The sequence below is a fragment of the Bacillus haimaensis genome (assembly GCF_048270625.1).
GTDB lineage: Bacteria > Bacillota > Bacilli > Bacillales > Bacillaceae_I > Sutcliffiella_A > Sutcliffiella_A haimaensis.
In genome coordinates, this window is sequence record NZ_CP158164.1 from 1,231,501 (window position 1) to 1,250,649 (window position 19,149).

General features: G+C 38.1%; 19 protein-coding genes and 2 pseudogenes. 9 read left to right on the forward strand and 12 right to left on the reverse strand.

Features of this window, described 5'->3' with window-relative positions; translation table 11 throughout:
• Positions 1-195: 195 nt before the first annotated feature.
• The 3 genes from ABN702_RS06130 to hxlA form a co-directional block, all read right to left on the reverse strand.
• Positions 196-912: a 3-ketoacyl-ACP reductase gene (locus tag ABN702_RS06130; protein ID WP_417899855.1), complete on the reverse strand. Its 717-nt coding sequence runs from the start codon at positions 910-912 to the stop codon at positions 196-198.
• Between the two features lie 139 nt (positions 913-1,051).
• Complete coding sequence (gene hxlB, locus ABN702_RS06135; RefSeq protein ID WP_417899856.1) at positions 1,052-1,609, reverse strand: 6-phospho-3-hexuloisomerase; 558 nt, start codon at positions 1,607-1,609, stop codon at positions 1,052-1,054.
• A 7-nt stretch (positions 1,610-1,616) separates the two neighbouring features.
• Positions 1,617-2,264 (reverse strand): 3-hexulose-6-phosphate synthase, encoded by a 648-nt coding sequence (gene hxlA, locus ABN702_RS06140; protein WP_417899857.1) that lies wholly within the window; start codon positions 2,262-2,264, stop codon positions 1,617-1,619.
• Between the two features lie 241 nt (positions 2,265-2,505).
• Between hxlA and ABN702_RS06145 the strand changes: the two are divergent.
• From ABN702_RS06145 to ABN702_RS06175, 7 genes and pseudogenes are all read left to right on the forward strand, one after another.
• Positions 2,506-2,713, forward strand: a pseudogene (locus tag ABN702_RS06145) (winged helix-turn-helix transcriptional regulator).
• Positions 2,714-2,842: 129 nt separating this feature from the next.
• On the forward strand, positions 2,843-3,703 hold the full coding sequence (locus tag ABN702_RS06150) for a YitT family protein (protein ID WP_417899858.1): 861 nt from the start codon (positions 2,843-2,845) through the stop codon (positions 3,701-3,703).
• 826 nt (positions 3,704-4,529) lie between these two features.
• Positions 4,530-4,640, forward strand: a pseudogene (locus tag ABN702_RS06155) (NAD(P)-binding domain-containing protein); the annotation flags it as partial.
• A gap of 121 nt (positions 4,641-4,761) precedes the next feature.
• Complete coding sequence (locus tag ABN702_RS06160; protein WP_417899859.1) at positions 4,762-5,265, forward strand: hypothetical protein; 504 nt, start codon at positions 4,762-4,764, stop codon at positions 5,263-5,265.
• Positions 5,266-5,481: 216 nt separating this feature from the next.
• A complete protein-coding gene (locus ABN702_RS06165; protein ID WP_417899860.1) occupies positions 5,482-5,994 on the forward strand; it encodes a type 1 glutamine amidotransferase domain-containing protein in 513 nt (170 codons plus the stop codon).
• A gap of 94 nt (positions 5,995-6,088) precedes the next feature.
• Positions 6,089-6,811 carry an SDR family oxidoreductase gene (locus ABN702_RS06170; protein ID WP_417899861.1) on the forward strand — a complete coding sequence of 241 codons (723 nt, stop codon included), beginning with the start codon at positions 6,089-6,091 and terminating at the stop codon, positions 6,809-6,811.
• Between the two features lie 255 nt (positions 6,812-7,066).
• The gene (locus ABN702_RS06175; RefSeq protein WP_417899862.1) at positions 7,067-7,957 is read left to right on the forward strand and encodes an aldo/keto reductase; all 891 of its coding nucleotides are present in this window, start codon (positions 7,067-7,069) and stop codon (positions 7,955-7,957) included.
• A 148-nt stretch (positions 7,958-8,105) separates the two neighbouring features.
• On the opposite strand, the gene ABN702_RS06180 is transcribed toward ABN702_RS06175, so the two are convergent.
• The 6 genes from ABN702_RS06180 to ABN702_RS06205 all read right to left on the reverse strand — a co-directional run bounded on the left by ABN702_RS06180 (position 8,106) and on the right by ABN702_RS06205 (position 14,077).
• Positions 8,106-9,239 carry a GerAB/ArcD/ProY family transporter gene (locus tag ABN702_RS06180; protein ID WP_417899863.1) on the reverse strand — a complete coding sequence of 378 codons (1,134 nt, stop codon included), beginning with the start codon at positions 9,237-9,239 and terminating at the stop codon, positions 8,106-8,108.
• Positions 9,226-10,302, reverse strand: a complete 1,077-nt coding sequence (locus ABN702_RS06185; RefSeq protein WP_417899864.1) for a Ger(x)C family spore germination protein — start codon at positions 10,300-10,302, stop codon at positions 9,226-9,228. Before ABN702_RS06185 ends, ABN702_RS06180 begins: the two co-directional genes overlap by 14 nt.
• 26 nt (positions 10,303-10,328) lie before the next feature.
• Positions 10,329-11,858, reverse strand: coding sequence for a spore germination protein (locus tag ABN702_RS06190; protein ID WP_417899865.1), 1,530 nt, complete (start codon positions 11,856-11,858; stop codon positions 10,329-10,331).
• 200 nt (positions 11,859-12,058) lie between these two features.
• Positions 12,059-12,481 (reverse strand): ferritin-like domain-containing protein, encoded by a 423-nt coding sequence (locus ABN702_RS06195; RefSeq protein ID WP_417899866.1) that lies wholly within the window; start codon positions 12,479-12,481, stop codon positions 12,059-12,061.
• A 65-nt stretch (positions 12,482-12,546) separates the two neighbouring features.
• Positions 12,547-13,482 carry an alpha/beta hydrolase gene (locus ABN702_RS06200; protein WP_417899867.1) on the reverse strand — a complete coding sequence of 312 codons (936 nt, stop codon included), beginning with the start codon at positions 13,480-13,482 and terminating at the stop codon, positions 12,547-12,549.
• 124 nt (positions 13,483-13,606) lie between these two features.
• Positions 13,607-14,077: a DUF3888 domain-containing protein gene (locus ABN702_RS06205; RefSeq protein ID WP_417899868.1), complete on the reverse strand. Its 471-nt coding sequence runs from the start codon at positions 14,075-14,077 to the stop codon at positions 13,607-13,609.
• A gap of 108 nt (positions 14,078-14,185) precedes the next feature.
• Here ABN702_RS06205 and ABN702_RS06210 point away from each other — a divergent pair, with 108 nt between their 5' ends.
• Together ABN702_RS06210 and ABN702_RS06215 are read left to right on the forward strand one after the other, a co-directional pair.
• On the forward strand, positions 14,186-14,653 hold the full coding sequence (locus ABN702_RS06210; RefSeq protein ID WP_417899869.1) for a GNAT family N-acetyltransferase: 468 nt from the start codon (positions 14,186-14,188) through the stop codon (positions 14,651-14,653).
• Between the two features lie 74 nt (positions 14,654-14,727).
• Entirely contained in the window at positions 14,728-15,306 is a 579-nt protein-coding gene (locus ABN702_RS06215; RefSeq protein ID WP_417899870.1) for a hypothetical protein, read from the forward strand.
• Positions 15,307-15,339: 33 nt separating this feature from the next.
• Here the strand turns inward: ABN702_RS06215 and ABN702_RS06220 are convergent, their stop codons facing one another.
• The 3 genes from ABN702_RS06220 to ABN702_RS06230 all read right to left on the reverse strand — a co-directional run bounded on the left by ABN702_RS06220 (position 15,340) and on the right by ABN702_RS06230 (position 19,002).
• A complete protein-coding gene (locus ABN702_RS06220) occupies positions 15,340-15,702 on the reverse strand; it encodes a VOC family protein (RefSeq protein WP_417899871.1) in 363 nt (120 codons plus the stop codon).
• Positions 15,703-15,796: 94 nt separating this feature from the next.
• A complete protein-coding gene (locus ABN702_RS06225; protein ID WP_417899872.1) occupies positions 15,797-17,062 on the reverse strand; it encodes an ATP-binding protein in 1,266 nt (421 codons plus the stop codon).
• Positions 17,059-19,002: a SpoIIE family protein phosphatase gene (locus tag ABN702_RS06230; RefSeq protein ID WP_417899873.1), complete on the reverse strand. Its 1,944-nt coding sequence runs from the start codon at positions 19,000-19,002 to the stop codon at positions 17,059-17,061. The genes ABN702_RS06225 and ABN702_RS06230 overlap by 4 nt, the downstream gene beginning before the upstream one ends.
• Positions 19,003-19,149 lie beyond the last annotated feature (147 nt).

Consider the following 19,149-nt stretch of genomic DNA (forward strand, 5'->3'; position numbering starts at 1 on the left):
TCACATACGAATCACAACCAAACTATATCAGGTATCAATGGAACATAAAAAAGATGACCCCTGTATAATACAGAGATCATCTTCTTCAAGCTACCTAAAACCTTTTTTTGAAATGTCTTTTACAAAAAGTACACTCTACAAATAGGTTCCTGCTTCTTATCCAATATAGACAAGAAGAGTCGATCGCTTCTCAAGTTAAGGATTAGTTGAAAATAAACCTGCAGTCTTTACTAGGACTCTTGGATTAAGCTTTAACCCGGCTACAAGCAGCTCAGCTAAATCTTCTGGTTGCATAACATTTTCAGGATTTCCACTGATAAGATTGGTCTCAATTGCCAAATCAGTTGCAACGGTACTTGGTGTTAAAGCCGTTACACGGATATTATGCTTTCTTACCTCTAGCATGAGTGATTCCGTCAGTCCTAGTACAGCAAATTTAGAAGCGCTGTAAGCACTTGTAACAGGTGCTCCTTTTTGGCCCGCAGTTGAGGAGATATTCACTATATCTCCTGATTTTCTTTCAATCATATCAGGTAAAACGGCTCTTGTTACATTATATACACCCATCAAGTTTACTCGGATGATGTTTTCCCATTCTTCAGGAGTTAAATCAAGAAAACCGCCAAATTTAGCTATACCTGCATTGTTGATTAAAATATCAATAGCACCCAGGTCTGATTTGATGTGTTCAACAGCATGATGGGCTGCTTCAAGATCGGCTACATCTGCTGTTGCTGCTGAAACGTTCACATCATATTGCTCTAGTTCAGCAGTTACCTTTTCAAGATTAGACATCGTTAATCCAATCAATCCTAGATGAACTCCTTCTTTTGCTAAAGCAATCGCAGTAGCACGCCCGATTCCTCTGCCTGCCCCAGTAATTAAAGCTGTTTTTCCTTTTAATGAAATCATGCTATCATTCCTTATAAAAAAATTTTATAGAATAATTGTTAATAATAACAAATTGAGGTTTTAAAGACTAACCAAAAGACAGCAAAGTTTCTTTAGAATGTCTGCTGTCTTTTGGTTATTACATTCTTTGAACTATGTTTTATTCAAGATTGGCATGTCTGCCATACATCTTATTGGTATCTAATCCCTTTTTCTCCATGAATCTCAAGATGACGGCATCATAAAAAAGTAAAAGGGTCTGCTCAAATAGTGAGCCCATTGGTTGGATGGTTTTATAATCGCCCTCTGATTGGTCTTTCGGTGATCCAGGCAACTTAATGGTGACATCTGCTAACTGTCCAATAGTGGAATCAGGGAATATCGTGACAGTTGCAATTTTACCACCAATGCTTTTTGCTTTTTCAGCCATGGAGACTAAGCTTTTTGTTTCCCCGGATCCGGATCCGATGATCAAGATATCCTCTTTTTCAAAGTTGGGAGTTACCGTTTCACCGATTACATAAGAGTCAATTCCCATATGCATCATCCGCATGGCGAAGGATTTGGCCATGAATCCTGATCTGCCTGCACCGGCGACAAAAACCTTTTTCGATTCAAGTATCCCGTTGACGAGTTTTTCAGCTTCTTCATCTGCGATTAAGTCAGCTGAATGATTAAGCTCTTTTAAGATTTCTGCTAAATATTGAGTCGTCTGCATCTTAGGATTAACCTGCTTTAACCGTTTGTTCTTTTATCATTTGTTGCATTTTGGCAGCAGCAGCTTTTTTATCAGCTTGTCCAGTAATCCCGCCGCCTACAATGACAAGGTCTGGATTTACTTTGATGACTTCTGCAAGTGTTTCTAATTTAATGCCGCCTGCGATGGCCGTTTTAGCGTTTTTAACCACACTTTTGATGGTTTGTAGATCTTCAAAAGAATTTTTTCCGACTGCTTGAAGATCGTAGCCCGTGTGAACACAAATATAATCTACGCCCATAGCATCCACTTCTTTAGCACGTCCAGCAAGGTCTTTTACCGCAATCATATCGACAAGGATTTTTTTACCTTGTTTTTTCGCTTCTTCTACAGCACCTTTAATCGACATATCTTCAGCCGTTCCAAGAATAGTGATGATATCAGCACCTGCTTCGGAAGCTTTCATCACTTCATATCCAGCAGCATCCATAATTTTCAGGTCTGCTAATACTTTTAAGTTAGGGAATGCTTCTTTTACTGCCTTTACAGCATGGAGACCTTCGTTGATCACAACCGGTGTCCCGATTTCTACGATATCAATATGCTCCTCTACTTCTTTTACCAATTGAATTGCTTCTGGAATGTTGACTAAATCTAATGCTAATTGTAATTCCATCTATGTTTCACTCCTCATAATTTTTAGTTTGTTGCATAGTAGTAATACTGCCCATTATTCACTTTCATTTCTCCCGGGAACAGTAACCAATGCACTTGTTAACAATGGTACAATGTTAGTATAATGTGTATATTGAAAATGTGGAAGTACGCACTTTATTTTTACATAGTGTTAAAAAGTATACTATAAGTTATTCTATACTGAAGTAGAGGTGGAACAAATGTCACGTATGCAGGACAAAATGTTTAACTGGGAAAAAGAATTAACGCCGTGTGTTATTGGCGGTAAATGGAAAAAGGTGATTTTGTGGCATTTAGGAAAAGAGGGAACGAAGCGATTTGGTGAGCTGGAGGCTCTTATGGCGAGCATTACGCGAGCTAGAAGACCTCATTGTTGAACGAAAAGTCTATCCTGTTGTTCCTCCAAAAGTGGAATATTATTTGTATTGACCAGTGAATGAAGGAAATAAAGGAGTACAATCTGGAAAACGGTAAATAATATTCCTGTGTTGTAAAGGATTTAAGTTGAACTATTTTATAGGAAGGAATCAAGAAAAATACATATTTTCAGGTGAGATAATGAAAAAAATTGTAGAGTATGTTTTTTTAACTTTGGGGGCGTCAATCGTTGCTATGGGATTAGAAACGATGTTAGCACCAAACGGGCTAGTAGATGGTGGTGTAACAGCGTTATCGATAATGGCCAATGCTTTATGGGGAATCCCAATTTATGTTGTATTTTTGGGCTTAAATATTCCTATCTTAATTTTTACAGCTAAAGAAGTGGGTAAAACCTTTGTCATTAGAACTCTATATGCAAATATCATTACTACCGTTGGTTTAGTACTATTTAAATCGATTCCTCCTATTACTCAATCTGAAGTATTAATTGTTTTATACGGTGGGGTAATCTTAGGAGTTGGAATAGGAATCGTTGTAAAGTTTGGAGGTGCAATTGATGGCACTGAAATGCTGGCGATTTGGTTTAACCAACACTATCGATTTCCGATTGCTTCATTTTTATTAGTTGTGAATGCTTTCATATTTACGATTGCAGCGCTTGTATATTCATTGGAACAGGCCATGCTTTCTCTGGCAGTTTTTTATATAGTGACGAAAATGATTAATTATGTTTTAGATGGATTAAATCATGGGAAATCTGTCATGATCATTTCAGAAAAACCGGATGAAGTTGGAGATAGTATTATCAATCATTTAAATATAAGCATCACATTTTTATATGGAGAAGGCGGTTTTTTAGGGGAAAGAAAGAAGATTATTTATTGTATTACGAACAGGTTTATTTTTTCCAAATTAAAAAGTGTCGTTTTAGCAGCAGATCCATCAGCTATTATGGAGGCATCCTATGTTTGTGAAACATCTGGTATAGATAGGTCGCTTATATTACCGAAAGCCAACCCATCTAACAATGTATCGTAATATTTGCTTACATTAGTTAGCATCCTGTTTGAAACTTGAGAAGAGAAATTGTGTACATTACCTGTTATAAACCAATTCAAGGGTTTAATAAATGTCTGTGTAAACGACAAGGGCGAAGATTCGGCATTAAGAGAAAATATCACAATAATTCTTGAACCCAGGGATACTCCCTTATTATCATGAGTTGATCAAACTATTATTTAAATCATGACTCCAAGCCAATTTTGAATGATCCTCGTACATTAACGGGGATTTTTCTGTTTTATATCCCCTAATTGAAAATCACAAAACTCTCAATAGTGTATAAAAGTATACTAAATAAATTTTTCTATACTATATAACATAAAAGTGCGTACTTTTAATTTTGTGTTGTAGATATTATACTAACACCCATACCGCAACCAATTCTACTTAAGCGGCGATAGTTAAGATGAAAAGACACAAATACCATTAGACATTTTAAGAGGGGGAATGAAGAAATATCCTTTGTATTTTGTAAATAAGATCGAATTTAAGATAAATATAATTTTTTTCTTTGAACTGTAATAATATAAAATACAGTTTCAACGTGGAAGCTATAGATCCTTATTCAATATAGATCGTCAATTAATGAACACAGAAAGGAATGAAACGATTATGTTAGGGCAAAAATCAAAGCATCGAAAAGTTTGTGAAAGATGTTTAACGATTACTACAAAAGATCAATGTCCTCAATGTGGACATGACCATTTTCGGAATTTCATTTTCATGGTGCAAGCTGGGAGAAAAAATCAGGTGTATAAAGCAGATGTAGGGTAGTGAAAGTCTACAATCATTTAGATCGGGCCGTTACGAGCAGCTAAAGGAATCAGGTATACATTTTATGGATGTCGGTACCTCCGGAGGGATGGAAGGCGCACGTAACGGAGCTTGTTACATGGTCGGCAGGGATGCTGAAGTACGGTAGATTGGCGAAGGATTTGAAGTGCTGGAGAAAAGTGAGTTTGTGAGTGGATTTTAGAAAATTAAGCTACTTAAAATATCAAAACAATCCGCAAAGAGAAAAAGGGAGTGAGATCATGAATGTAATGGATGCAAAAATCATTAGTACCCAATATGGTTTGGAAACGTATTTAGACGTTGTAAAAAGTGTTGATGTAAGAGATCTTCATTATCCCACAGAGACAGCACTCTTTTATGAAATTACAGTAGGGATAGAGTATTTTCTATTAAAGAAAGAAAGATATTATGACAGTAGAAAGAATTATTTTCGTATCCGTATGGATTCCGATTTCAGTTCCGTAACGCTCGTAGAAACAAAAATGGAAAGTTTATTTGCTGTCAAAAATGAAGCCGAGAGAGACACAACAAAGGAACTGGTTGGGGAATGGCTTCTAAAGACCGATGCTTTCAGACAAGTTATCAATGAACTGATTGATCAAAAGAAAATTGAAAACGTTCAAACTGAGGGAGATATTCAAGTAGTACTAGGAACAATAAGATTCCTAGAGAAATTACTCGAGATCAAAACAGAAGACATTTTAAATACCAATGTTGAGAGAGACCTTGAGTATGCTCATTAGTAACTTTTAAGATTATGGGAAACATTTATTAGAAAAATAAATAAGGTAACCTTAAAGTTGTTGAGGTATCCCTAAACAGTATCTGTAAAGGATATGAAAAAAATCTACATCACGGCATACAACGGGGATAAAATCAACTTCTAATCAAGATAATCAGAGCATTGCACAGAAATGAATATTTTTACTTCATTTGTCATTGAAAGGAGGTGAATGAGCATGAGTAAAAAAATCGCTACACTTATAACAAACCTATTTGAAGATGTGGAGTACACTGAACCAGCACAAGCCTTTAAAGAAGCTGGTCATGAAATTATCACGATTGACAAACAATCAGGTAATCAAGTAACTGGTAAAGAAGGCACAACCGTAAAGATTGATAAATCCATTGATGAAGTTCATCCTGCAGACTTTGATGCCTTGCTTATCCCTGGTGGATTCTCTCCCGATTTATTGCGTGATGACGATCGTTTTGGTGAATTTGCAAAAGCATTTATCCAAGATGGAAAACCTGTTTTTGCCATTTGTCATGGACCACAAGTGTTAATTGATACAGACCTTTTAAAAGGTGTCGATATTACTGGCTATAAATCCATTCGCAACGATTTGAAAAATGCTGGTGCAAATTATAAAGACGAAGAAGTTGTCATCAGCAAAAATATTGTAACAAGTCGAGAACCAAAAGATATTCCAGCATTTAATCGTGAATCTCTAAAACTTTTAGCTAAATAATAATGCTGATGTAAAAACGTAAATATTTCTAATTTGCGGATTCTTTAATCAGAATCCGCAAGTTGGTTAAACAAATATATGAATAAATGGGGTTATGAAGTTGTCATTAAAAGGAAAAAGAGTGGTTGTTTTAGGAGGTACATCTGGGATTGGTTTAGCCGCTGCTAAGGCGTTTCTCGATGAATCCGCTCAAGTCATTATTGCTAGCCGTTCTGCTTCAAAATTATCTGACGCAAAAGTGAATCTTGGTGGTAACGTATATGGCTATGAAATCGACTTTCGCAGCGAGGAAAAGGTTGCAGACTTTTTCAAAAAGGTTGGGAAATTTGATCACCTGGTGGTTACTGCAGGTGAAGGCGCTATGGGTCACTTTAGCGAACTGCCTGTTGCAACCGTAAGAGAGGCTTTTGATAGTAAGTTTTGGGGCCAATATATTTCGGTTCGTGCTGCTCTTCCATATTTGAATAATGAAAGTTCTATTACATTAACTTCTGGTGTATATGGTGTGCGTCCTCCTCAAGGTGCAACGACTCTAGCTTCCATTAATTCAGCAATCGATGGATTAGTACGGGGACTTTCAGTAGACCTGGCACCTATCAGAGTAAACGTGGTATCACCTGGTATCGTTGACACTCCTCTTTACGGCGGAATGCCAGAAAATCAAAGAAAAGATATGTACCATGGGATTGCTAAGCAATTACCTGTCGGACGTGTTGCTCAACCTAAAGATATTGCTGAAACCTATGTTTACCTAGTGAAAAATGGGTTTACAACCGGCACATCGGTTCTTATCGATGGAGGAGCTCATCTAATCTAATCCATTTGATATCAAAGTTGATGGATAAAATAATTTAGAATAGAAATGGTGAGGAAGACTCAAAGTGTCAGACACTTATAGGCTATCCTCACTTCTTGGTTTTTTTACACAGACGGAAGCAGAAATGCCATATAATGCAACTAATAAAGATTTTGTTGATTGCGGAAATTCTAAATATATGCGTACTTTATACGAAGAGACATTAACATTCTACTTCTATGATACCCAAATACATAAAAGAAAGGGTCGAGCATAATGGATGAAAAGAAAAGAGCGGAAATTAAAAATGCATTAGCCAAACACGGGGTAACCCTGCCTGACGGCACTTCTTTACCTAGATTAGGACAAGGAACATGGTACATGGGGGAAAATCCCCAAGTAAAAGACAAAGAAATAAAAGCCTTGCAGCTCGGCGTAGATTTGGGTATGAAACTTATTGACACTGCTGAAATGTACGGAAATGGAGATTCTGAACGCTTAGTTGGCGAAGCTATTAAAGGACGCAGAAATGATGTCTTTTTAGTGTCAAAAGTGTATCCCCATCATGCTGGTTTAGATAAGATTTCAAAAGCATGTGAAAACAGCTTAAAACGACTAGGAACAGACCACTTGGACTTATATCTTCTCCACTGGAGAGGACGTGTTCCTTTAGAGGAAACAATTGAAGGAATGGAAAAGCTACGTGAAGAAGGGAAAATATTAAGATGGGGCGTCTCTAATTTTGACACGGTTGATATGGAAGAGCTATGGAACACTACGAATGGGAAAAATTGTGTGACGAACCAAGTGCTATACCATTTAGGTTCAAGAGGAATCGACTTCGATCTCTTACCATGGCAGCGTGAGCATAACATGCCAATCATGGCCTACAGTCCCCTTGCTCAAGGAGGCTCTTTAAGAAGGCAGCTTTTAAACGATCCAGTTATTCTTGATATTGCTGACAAATACAATGTCCAACCGTTACAAATCGCTCTTGCTTGGACCATCCGTTCGAATAACGTCATCGCTATTCCTAAAGCGGTTCAAGAAGAACATGTTTTAGCAAATGCTGAAGCAGCAACAATTGAGTTTACTGAAGAAGACCTCAGTAGAATTGATCAAGTATTTCCTGAACCTAATAGGAAAATGCCATTGGATATTATTTAAAAATTCACATACACTTTAAAACAGGACTCTTATTGGAGTTGCTGACAATCTAATAGGAATTTCAAAAAAACTGTGTAGAATTTATTCCATACAGTTTTTTTATCGGAGAAATTTAATATCCTTATCGAATTATTCTCGCATCAAAACCCTATTTGGAAAGTTTTTGTTTTATGTTAATCGTTAAAAAGAGAAAAGGGACATACAAATAGATAAAGTAGAAGCTGACAGATGAGTATAAATCAGCTAATCGTTCAATCTGTTTATGACTCTCTAATACATTGGAAAACAAAAAGAATAAAAAGAGGCAAATGAATAAGCTGATACGTTGTTTGATATTTACTAACTTTTTGAGTCCGCGGCAGACTGCCCATAGATGCTGGCTAATATGAGGCAATATGACAAGGAACCATAAGGAAACGACAATATATTCAACTCTTTCTATGAAAGGAATTTCCGCTATTTTTAGTAAAGTTAAGGTCGGCCAAATCGTATGTTTGAGATGCTCTTCATTAAAGAAAATAAAAGTGATGATTGTTATGGAAAGGTATAACAAGATTGTAACCAAAACCCCGAAATGAGCCCATTTTTTTGATTTTTCAGGATTCTTGATAAATGGATAGAACATGAGGAGAGTCTCAAAGCCAAGAAACTGAAACACCATCTTTTTAGATGATCCTAATATTTCATAAAAAGAGTGATTAAAAAGAGGCAGTAAATGATTGAAGTGGGCAAATTCTAAGGAAAAGAATAAAAGGGGAAACAGAAAAACAAAAGGTATAATTGTCCCCCAGAAACACACGCCTGTAATCACACGAAACCCACTGGAAACAATGTAATAAAGAAGTAATAGAAAAATCAAGCTTATCTGCCATGTCTTCATTAAAGGAAACATCCAAACTTGTACAACCTCAATATAAACACGGAAAACAATCAATGCCACTACGAGAAAATATATGATGATAAAAACGTTTAATAATCCGCCAATCCATTTCCCAAAGCAAAATTGATGGATATAAATGATATCGTTATTAGCAATTGTGAGAATGCGATACATCATCCAAACTAAAACATGAATGCTTATACCGGTTAATAGGACGGAAATCCATGCATCGTAACCGGCACTCTTTATGATATCTCTTTGGAAACTCATAATTCCCACACCAATAATATTAGAATAAATCAGAAAGAAAACGAAAAAAGGAGATACTAAAAATCGTTCATCGGTTAAAGTGTGCACCTTATTCCTCTCCTTTTCAAAAATGAAAGCCTTACTCCCCGACACCTGTTTGTATAATATTCACCTTTGCATTGACTGTAATTTTGAGATGGGGATACATATCCTGAAACCTGCTATAATTCCACTTTCTTGATTTTGCTCTAACCATGTCTCCAAACCCGATTGGATCTACTTGGTATTCTTGAAACAACAAGATTAATTGCGGGACTTCTTCATTAAAGTGTTTATTTATAATATTTTCGATTTTTAGGATATCTTTATTTACGGTTACATTAAGCCAAGGCGGGACATCTTTTATCTGAGTATTCATCGTTAAATCAATAGATATGTTCGGAATTTGATCGGTTTGACTAATTGTATAATGAGTTTTTGCATCCAGATTTTTTAAAGAAATGAAACCATCCTTTTTATTTTCATTGATTTTGATGTGATAACGTCCGTTTTTGGCTCCGTCAATTAGCATTTTTACAATAAATGATTGATTTAAATCAATATGATTTATATACTTGCCATTCTTAAATAAAGCTAACCCATTAATGTGGGCAATTCCCTCCTCTATGGTAAAGTAAGGCAAATATGGATCTCTGCCTTTATTGTAGTAATTTTCCAAAAAAAGGTGTAAATTCATTTTGGGCAAATTTCCATTCTTTATATTCTGATTAATTTTATCGCTTAAATGGAAGGGAAGGTTTGTATTTTTACCTGATATTAATATATTTTCTGCTGTATGTTCGGCTATACCCAACTGCATTCGACTTCCAACAACCGGATCCCGTTTAAGGCTTTCTATAACCGGACTAATCCCTTGTTCCGCAAACTTCTTGCCGAACAATACTAAACGTAATTGGCCTATTTCGATTGGATGCGCAGACTTTGTATTCAATCTCGAGAGGATATCATCATACGAAGCAGATTTTGTCGTCAAGATATTTAATTTGGTTTGTCCTTTTTCTGTGAACGAAGGATAGATAGCAGTTCCCTTGATTTCCTCCTCATGCTGATCATAACCAATCGATTCGATAATCTGAATTTTATCAATAGTCCTTTCATTCTCACACCCAGTTAGGAAGACAATGAAGCTGATCGCAAAGAAAAAACGTGAGTTCATATCTCACCTCGTCAATTATTTTCTGATTAATCCTCAAAATCGTTTTTCTTTTTGATCTGGTCACTTGGATGATATCTCCAAAGTGATCGAGGACGTAAATAACTTGGTCGTTTTGAAGTGACATTATAGGACGAACGAATAATGCTATCCGCAAAATCTTTACGCCTAAATGGATATAAGGGAACGGTATAGGGTGTACCTAATGATTCTAAACGTGTCAGATGAACGATCAAAAAGCTTATTCCTAAAACAATCCCTAATCCGCCCCATATGGATGCTAATATAATCAAAGGAAAACGTAAAAAACGTATGGTGTTCGACATTTTATAAATCGGTGTAGTAAAAGAAGCCAAAGCAGATAAGGCAACAATAATAAGCAATACATTGCTTGTAAGTGCTGCTTCAACAGAGGCCTGGCCTATTACGATGCCACCTACGATTCCAAGCGTCTGTCCCACCTTAGTAGGTAAGCGTGCTCCAGCTTCACGTAAAAGTTCTATCGTCAATTCCAAAAATAGTACTTCTAATACCGGTGTAAACGGAACGTTATGACGTGAATAGCTAAGGGGGCCGAGTAACACTTTTGGAATCATTTCATAGTGATATGTCAAAACAGCTATGTATATGGAGGTTGCAAAAACTGAGAATAGAACACTAAAGATACGTATCAAACGAAAAAAAGACGCTATAACCCAAGGTAAATAGTAATCTTCAGGCGAAACAAAAAAATCCAGTAATGTAGAAGGGCCAGTGATGGCATAAGCCGATCCATTACTAAAAACAGCTACTTGTCCGCTAATCAAAGCAAAAACCGTTCTATCAATACGTTCCGTGGAAAGAAGTAGCGGAAAAGGTGTTATGGAATTATCGGTTATGATTTGATGAAGCTGAGAGGAATCAAAAACCACATCAAAATCGATATTCTGTAATCGTTGAGTCATCGTATTAATATGCTGCTCATTTGTAATCCCTTCAATATAAGCGATGATGACTTTAGTATGTGACATCGACCCTATGTGAATGTCTTTGATAATTAAATTAGGGGTATTGATTTGCTGCCTTAGTAAATGTATATTGACATCGACATTTTCTACAAATCCGATTTGAGGTCCTATGACGCTGAACTCATTTTCAACGTTATTTTGCTCACGCAACCCAACTTTTTCATTGGATAAATTAATTAATGCACACTTATAATCATTTTCTTTCATTTGGAGAATAGCATACCCTTTAAGGAATTTCGATTCGATCACTTCTATGTTGTCTGTAATCAAAATATCTTCAATGGGAATCGTATTCCTAATATCCTCAATGTTCTTTATGTGACCAATATCAAAAGACTGTTCTTGAAAAACATATAATACTTTGCACTGAAACTGTTCTCTATCAATTAGTGTGTTGTAGTAAGAAAGGATGAAATGTCCTTTTTTATTTATAAGTGAAAGTTGCCCAAAATCACTGGATTTTTTTGCTTTAGTAAATAAATGGTTAATATCTTGAGGACCTATTTCTTGTTTCTCATGTTTTTTTTTAAAGAACTGCTGTATAAAGGACATATAATCACCTCATCACTTAAAGCCATTCATTGTTATCTATATTATGGTGAAATTTATATTCAAATATGCTTTTTGCCTAAAAAGTTTACTCTTAAAAAGGACTGTGGAAAAAAATCTAAACAGGACATGACGAACTTGCTTTATTTTTGCTGCAATAAGAAAAGAGCAAGCATTCTTCTATCCGAATGCTTGCTTTTTCCTTATTGCAAATGCTTATTCAGCATCTCAATATGCTTTTTATGCTCCGCCAAAATCGACTGTACTATGCTTTGACTCTCCTGGTCGAGGTCGCCTTTTACAAACTCAGCCATCATATCGGAACCGAATTCCTCGCCTTTGATGGCGCCTCTGATGATTGCTTCCTTGTCCTTCGGATATCCTTTTACCTGCGCAACGCGCTCCTGGAATGCACCGACCAAACCAACATCATCGACTGCAGTTCCGCCAAGGTTCTGGATTCGCTCTGCCACAAAGATGGCGTGCATTTTGTGGTTTTGCTGAATGGCTTGGAGGTCCTTTTTCACTGCTTCATCCTGGGTGTTCTGGATATAATGTTCGTAGGCATGGATGCCCATGAATTCGCCTTCCAAAAATGCATTTAATTCTTTGATCTGTTCGTCCACAAAAATCTCTCCTTAAAAGTCATCGCTAAATATAGCGTTCTTTTATGAGAGGGAAATTATTCTTCCTATTGATAATTCTGATGATTTCCGTAGCCGATCTCCTCCAAAAACTCATCAATCGCTTTTTCATATTCCTCACGGTTTTCGGAATAGCTCATCGCATGGCTGCCGTTTTTCGCTACGTACAGCTTCTTTTTGTCCTTCTTTTTTTCGAAAAGCTGCTGCGTCATCATGATCGGAATGAAATCATCCGGCTCACTGTGGATAAACAATACCGGATTGTCGATATTTTCAATGACATTAATAGGGGAAACATCTCTGATGGAATACTTATCCCTTAATCGCAGGAATGTATTCGCAATTGGCATGACAAGCTGCTTTGGTATCCGGAAATCAGCCTTCAATCGGTAGGCAAGCTGTTCCTCCAGATCGGAAAACGGACAGTCGGCGATATAGAAATCAGCACCGTCCTCCAAGCCACCTGCATACATAAGCAAAGTTGCCGCACCCATCGATTCACCGTGGACCCCGATTACTGCTTCGTCGGGTGCCTGTTCCCTTACCCAGTCCACCACCGCTTTTAAATCGTGCTTTTCATAAAAACCAAAGCTAGTCGTCTTCCCACCGGATTTCCCGTGGCGTCGGTGGTCATACAGGACAACATTCCAGCCTCTTTCTAAAAAGATATTCATGTATTTGATGGAATTCAGCGTATTTTGTGTCACCCCATGACTGAAGATCATATACCGGTTGGAATGAGGTACATCGTATAACTCCCCATAAATGTTATAGCCAAGAGGGGAAGGAATGGTAAGTTCTTTTTTGGGAAGTGTGGACAGGATCTCTTCCTTATAATGTCCCAGCCTCATTTCACGCTCGAGGATTTCTTCATTTGTCTTTTTACGTATATACATTACCTTATTTGTAAAAAAGATTCCGACAAACAGGACATAGGATAGAATGATGCCTAGAACGATAAGCAGCCGTTTAAGTTGATTCACTGAGCAAACCTCCAAATTGGATATATATACCTTAGTTTATCATTTGGAAGAGCCAGGAGGGAAATGGGAAGGATTGAAATTTTTTGTGTGGAAATGATCATATTTTCCGAGTGTTAGACGGTATTTATGTATAATGTATTAATTGGAAAAGGAGAGAAATTCTATTCTGTTTTACGATGTGCTTCCAATTGTTAGGGAGTTCATGACTTTCAAGGTGTTCATAATCCAATAGTTTTGTACCGGACCGATCAATTTGAAAAATCATGCGGTCCTTTCCCACAGATAGATGCGGGCCAACGACAGGAGTGGCTTCGAGCGTAACCGTAAATCCGAAGGAACGGTATCCTCCAACACGATTTGCCGATGTTACATCTACCATATAACCGTATACCATAGGGGAGATGGTCAGATAATCCGCATAATAATTGCTAACAGCTGCGTCAATATCTTTAGATAAAAGTGTCAAAAACATATCATGATAAAGTTCTTCGCGTGACTGTTCCGGAGGCGGAGGCATGGTTGGCATGGCGCTTACGGAAGCGGTCTGAAAGATAATGATGCTTGCAAATATCAGGATGAAAAGAGGGTGTTTCATGAACTCACTCCTTTGCCATTGTTAGGTGTAAGTTAACCAATATCAAATTTTTCATGTACATACAAAAAGCATCTTGTGGGATTTTCCAAAATGAAAGGGATGGGAAAGATGGAAATCTATTTGGAAATGCTGGAGGAGAAACATTTTCAAGCACCATTGCAGTTTGAAAAAGAAAACAGGGAATATTTTGAAAAAAGCGTACCGGGAAGAGGAGAAACGTACTACCATTTTGAAACCTTTACCGAAATACAACGTACATTAATTAAAGAGCAAATTGTCGGAAAATCTTATTTTTACATGGTGAAAAATCTAGATGGAGTAATCATAGCCCGCGTCAATAAAGTGGATTTAGATAAAGAAGAAAGATGTGCCCACGTCCGCTATCGAGTGGGAGAGGCTGCTAGCGGCAAAGGTGTGGCGAAGAAAGCGGTGCAGCTTTTGATGTCCGAACTTCGGGAAAAGGGGATTACAAGGCTTTATGCAAAGACGACCCTATCAAATAAAGGGTCGCAGAGGGTGCTTGAAAACAATGGTTTTGTGAAAGTTGATTTGGATGAATGTGAGGACATATTGTAATTTGTACATTACGAATGGGTAGCAGAAGAATTCTAGAGTGAGAGAGGACCGTGGCATAAAAGGGGGAAAATCGTGTGGAACAGATGTTAGGCTGGTTTGTGTATTATTCAGATTATTTTGTGTTGGCGATCCTTTTAGGAGGAGCCTTCTATTGGCTGTCTTTCCGCAAAAAGATGGTGGTCGGAATCGCGTTGATCATAGTGGCGCTAGGTGTGGGGTATATTCAGAACGAAATGAAGTACACGGACTTCCATGAAATGACTTCTGGCACAATAAAGGATGATTCAGAAATCAGAAGCATCACAATAAAGGTGAAGGATATTGAGGGTGATTCTGAAAAGGATTACTGGAAAACCATTGGACAACTGACAATCGAGGATGAAGAACTGGTTGACAGACTGCTTAACGATTTGAAGGGATTGGAATTGAAGGAGACGAACTACTCAACATTTGAGCTAAACAGCAAATATATAGTCGAAATACTTGTCGTGAACGAAAAAGATAATCTCTTGGTAACAGATAAACTGATGTACTCCATAGATAAAACCCACTTTAGTGGTTATGAAATTGTAAGCGATAAAGACCATCTGAAAACGATAGAAGAATTGGTAGAGAGTGACTCGATGGAATGGTATGAGGGCGTGGAAGGATAAAGATCAGAAGCACTGGCTTCTGATCTTTATTTATTAAATAGAAGCAATAATTTCGACCCTGTTTCCGAATGGATCTCTGAATTCAAAGCGGTCGTATTTTGGAATGGCGACAGATTCCAGTATTTTGATGCCATTCTCCGTAAGCTTTGTTCTCCATGGTGCCACGTCCTCTACTAGATAAGCAATATGGGACTTGGTTGAATTTCGATCAAATCCATTTTCCGTTCCTACATGGACCTCCCTATCTCCCACTTGCAGCCAAAAACCGCCTCGACCTTTTAACGGGTCAGGTTTTTCTATTTCTTTTAATCCTAATACCTTGCAGTAAAAATTTCTTCCTTCTTCCTCAGTACCCTTTGGTATGGTGATTTGCGCGTGATGCATTCCGATAATCATAAACATCCCCCTTACATTTACTACAATACTATTATTTTAGCATAAATATCCATATTTCGAGTAATATTTAGGAAGTGGGACAAGGGACCAGTCCCTATGCACCAAGTTTGATTGTTACGGTGGTTCCTTTGCCGACGGTGCTGTGGAAGGATAGTGTCCCGCCCATTTCCTGGATGAGATGGAAGGTGACCATCAGCCCGCGTCCGACGCCGGTGTTGCCGGTGGAGGCGCCGAAGTCGATAAGATTGGAAAGTTGGGTTTTGGACATGCCTATACCAGTATCGGTGATTATGATGTATACTTGCCCGCCGCGTTTGACTGCCTCCATTTTGATGGTGCCACTTTTTGGTGTTGCATCTGCTGCATTTTTCACCAGATTGAGAAGCAGCTGTTTCATGCGAAAGGCATCCACTTCGACGTGGAACGATTCAGGGATTAACTGCTCAATAGATATTTTCTTTTGAATGGAATAGGGAGTCAATAGATCCTTGATTTCCTGTGCCAATTGATAGAGCGGCGCTTTGGGCTGGCTACCTGAAAACTGGCCGGAATAATTCACATAGCCTCTAATAGCTTTTTTGGCTTTCTTTATTTCTTTTAGAGCCTTTGGGATGCTTGCCCTTCTATGATAATCACTGCCATTTTGGGCATTTTCCAACAGTTCACTTGTAGTGTCAAGGGACCGTTTCATTTCTAACGACAGCAGTTCAGAAAGCTCGGTAACCAGATTAAGCTTTTCCGCTTGAAAGCTATTCTCTTTCATTCTTGTGTAGTTTCTGATTTCTTCAGAAAAGTAGATATAAATAAAACTGGAAGTTATATAGCAGGTTCCCATAACAAGAAAGATGGGAAGGCTATATTGAAGAATGTAATCGATATTGTCGGTGATCACAAAATGAGCGATAATTGCTGAAATGGCAATAATCCAAGTGAAAAAGGCCAGCATCACTCCAAAAAGCAACTTGGATTTATGAGATTTCTGCATGTATTTGGATCTTAACAGGATAAAAATTACAAATAGTACAACGGCTAACAACAGTACATTCACTGAGCCAAGGAGGCCACCAAGACTGAACCGATAGACTACCAGCATGGTGGCAGTAATACTTCCCGCAAGAGCCCCTCCGTATAGGACTGCTATCATCAATGCGATCCATCGGAGATCCCAAAGGAACCCATCTCCTGATAGGATGGGGTAGTGCATGCAAAGGACAGCGGCAATCCCACAGATCACCCCCAGGAACAGTCTGCTTTTTGTGGCAGTGTAATTGGTGACAATGTACTGATAAAAGAAAATTGGAGTGAAAATCAGAAAAAAGTTCAAGAGAACGTCCCGTATATTCATGTTTATTTCCATCATACTCTTGTCTCCCTATTTTCCACTTTTAGTAGAATCAGTGTTTGGTCATCTTCGATGGGGAACGGCTGCCTTTTATTAATGAAATCAAATAGATTCTGGGTAATTTCTTGAGCACTATTCGATAAATCCAGGTCCAAAAAGCATTCTTTTATAATTTTATTGTTATCGTCGAGGTTTTCTTTTCTTTCAATCATTCCATCTGTATAAAAAATGATAAAATCCCCTGGGTCAAGCTGCGTTCTTTTGGATTGGTAGTCCATTTCTGGCATCACACCCAAAATAGGACCTGTTGTAGAAAGATCGCTAAACTTCCTATCACGATGATGGTAGTGAAGGGCAGGTTCATGGCCGGCAGAGGAATAATGGAACATGCGAGTCTCTATATCATAGGTACTGGCAAGCATGGTAATAAAGGACATGTCATCCATATGTTGATTGGAAAACCTATTTATTTCAGTTAGGGCATGATCTGGGGGATTACCTTGTTCCATGGCATATTTCATCATGGTCATCTGGATGGCTGCAGGAATCCCCTTTCCACAAACATCCGCAATGGCAATGGAAATCTCCCTTTCCTTGGGATAAAGAGTATAGAAATCCCCGTTAAGCTCTTTAAACGGAATGCTGAGATAGCCGATATCTACACCTTCAGGATAGTTCGTTAATGCTGTTAATAGGGATTGCTGGACCGAGGCAGCAAGTGCCACTTCGTGTTTCATATGCTGATGCTGTACTTCGAGACTCTCCAACTTTTTCTTATCGGTCAAATCAAGAAACGTTACGATGGTTCCTTTTGCCTGCCCATCTTCATAAATCGGTCTAGTAAAATACTCAACTGGAAAACTTTCGCCTCTTTTATCCCAAAAAAGTTCATTTGGTGCATATGTATGCTCTTCACTTTTCGCTGCATGACAGATCGGGCATTCCTCCATAGGGTAGTCTGATCCATCAGCCTTTGTATGATGGATAATGGGATGACCTATACGCCCTAACAGTTCATCCTCCCGATATCCAAGCATCCTGGAAGCCGGTTCGTTGATAAAGGTCACTTTTCCTTCTTTATCAATGCCGTATATTCCTTCGACCACACTGTTCAGGAGACGCTTATAGGTGGCAGACATATCCTCAAGTTCCTTGAACGGCCTTTCCCCGTACCGGATGAAAACCAGTCTGAATAAATAGATGTATCCGACCACTTTGAAAATATGGGAGACAAAGTTACTCCAGTCCGTTATGACAAACTGGCTCAACGAAGTAAAGGTTGAGAAAATCAGCAGCATGGAAGCTGGTGCAATATATTCCTTGTCATGATGAAGGCCTTTTCTAATACTAATAAGAGCGTGAATGAAAATGACAGTATGAACAATTGTTATGATGGAAATTATCCAATAGCTCCAAAGTGTGAGTTCCCTATGTTGGGATAGGGGAGGCAGAATTGGTGATAGGGTGAAAATGATGATGGAAACCCCTGCTGTGAAAAGAATGGTAAGTGTGATGAGAATCTGTCTGAAGTCCGGGGTATTAGGCTGTTTGTCCATCCTGGAGACTAGGACAACGAATAGAACCGTTTCCGTGAGCCTAGCAGAAAGCCAAAACCAGGAGCTTACATAAGGAAAATCAACCTGGTATCCAGGCATATCCCGGAAAGACAATATATGCATGAAGTCAAAAATACCTACTGCAAGGAATGCGCTCGAAAAGATGAATATTTTTGCAGAAGAGGGACCCTTGAAAAAAAGCCATCCCTGTAGCGCAATACTTACAGCAATAAATATAGCTGAAAACTCTAAAATGGTATGAGAGATAAGATAGCTGCTTTCACTAAAATCAGAATATCCAAATCTACTATCAAAAAATATGGACAAATAGAGAGGAAAGCCAAATAATGCAGCCAGAACTGTTGAAACATATTTCCGATTAATCGCTATGACCTCCCTCACTGGATATTATTTCTATTATATTATACCCTAAACCTTCGAGCAGAAAATGCAGAAAGCACGACAGGCGCCCTTATACACGCCAAAAGCACAAAAACCCGCAACAAAAGACGTTGCGGGTTCTTTTCAAACCTTCAGTGTGGTCCATAG

Excerpts from the sequence above, each read along its gene's own strand:
- ABN702_RS06130 (WP_417899855.1), bottom strand. The coding sequence starts at position 912 with ATGATTTCATTAAAAGGAAAAACAGCTTTAATTACTGGGGCAGGCAGA.
- hxlB (WP_417899856.1), bottom strand. The coding sequence starts at position 1,609 with ATGCAGACGACTCAATATTTAGCAGAAATCTTAAAAGAGCTTAATCAT.
- hxlA (WP_417899857.1), bottom strand. The coding sequence starts at position 2,264 with ATGGAATTACAATTAGCATTAGATTTAGTCAACATTCCAGAAGCAATT.
- ABN702_RS06150 (WP_417899858.1), top strand. The coding sequence starts at position 2,843 with ATGAAAAAAATTGTAGAGTATGTTTTTTTAACTTTGGGGGCGTCAATC.
- ABN702_RS06160 (WP_417899859.1), top strand. The coding sequence starts at position 4,762 with ATGAATGTAATGGATGCAAAAATCATTAGTACCCAATATGGTTTGGAA.
- ABN702_RS06165 (WP_417899860.1), top strand. The coding sequence starts at position 5,482 with ATGAGTAAAAAAATCGCTACACTTATAACAAACCTATTTGAAGATGTG.
- ABN702_RS06170 (WP_417899861.1), top strand. The coding sequence starts at position 6,089 with ATGAAGTTGTCATTAAAAGGAAAAAGAGTGGTTGTTTTAGGAGGTACA.
- ABN702_RS06175 (WP_417899862.1), top strand. The coding sequence starts at position 7,067 with ATGGATGAAAAGAAAAGAGCGGAAATTAAAAATGCATTAGCCAAACAC.
- ABN702_RS06185 (WP_417899864.1), bottom strand. The coding sequence starts at position 10,302 with ATGAACTCACGTTTTTTCTTTGCGATCAGCTTCATTGTCTTCCTAACT.
- ABN702_RS06190 (WP_417899865.1), bottom strand. The coding sequence starts at position 11,858 with ATGTCCTTTATACAGCAGTTCTTTAAAAAAAAACATGAGAAACAAGAA.
- ABN702_RS06205 (WP_417899868.1), bottom strand. The coding sequence starts at position 14,077 with ATGAAACACCCTCTTTTCATCCTGATATTTGCAAGCATCATTATCTTT.
- ABN702_RS06210 (WP_417899869.1), top strand. The coding sequence starts at position 14,186 with ATGGAAATCTATTTGGAAATGCTGGAGGAGAAACATTTTCAAGCACCA.
- ABN702_RS06220 (WP_417899871.1), bottom strand. The coding sequence starts at position 15,702 with ATGATTATCGGAATGCATCACGCGCAAATCACCATACCAAAGGGTACT.
- ABN702_RS06225 (WP_417899872.1), bottom strand. The coding sequence starts at position 17,062 with ATGATGGAAATAAACATGAATATACGGGACGTTCTCTTGAACTTTTTT.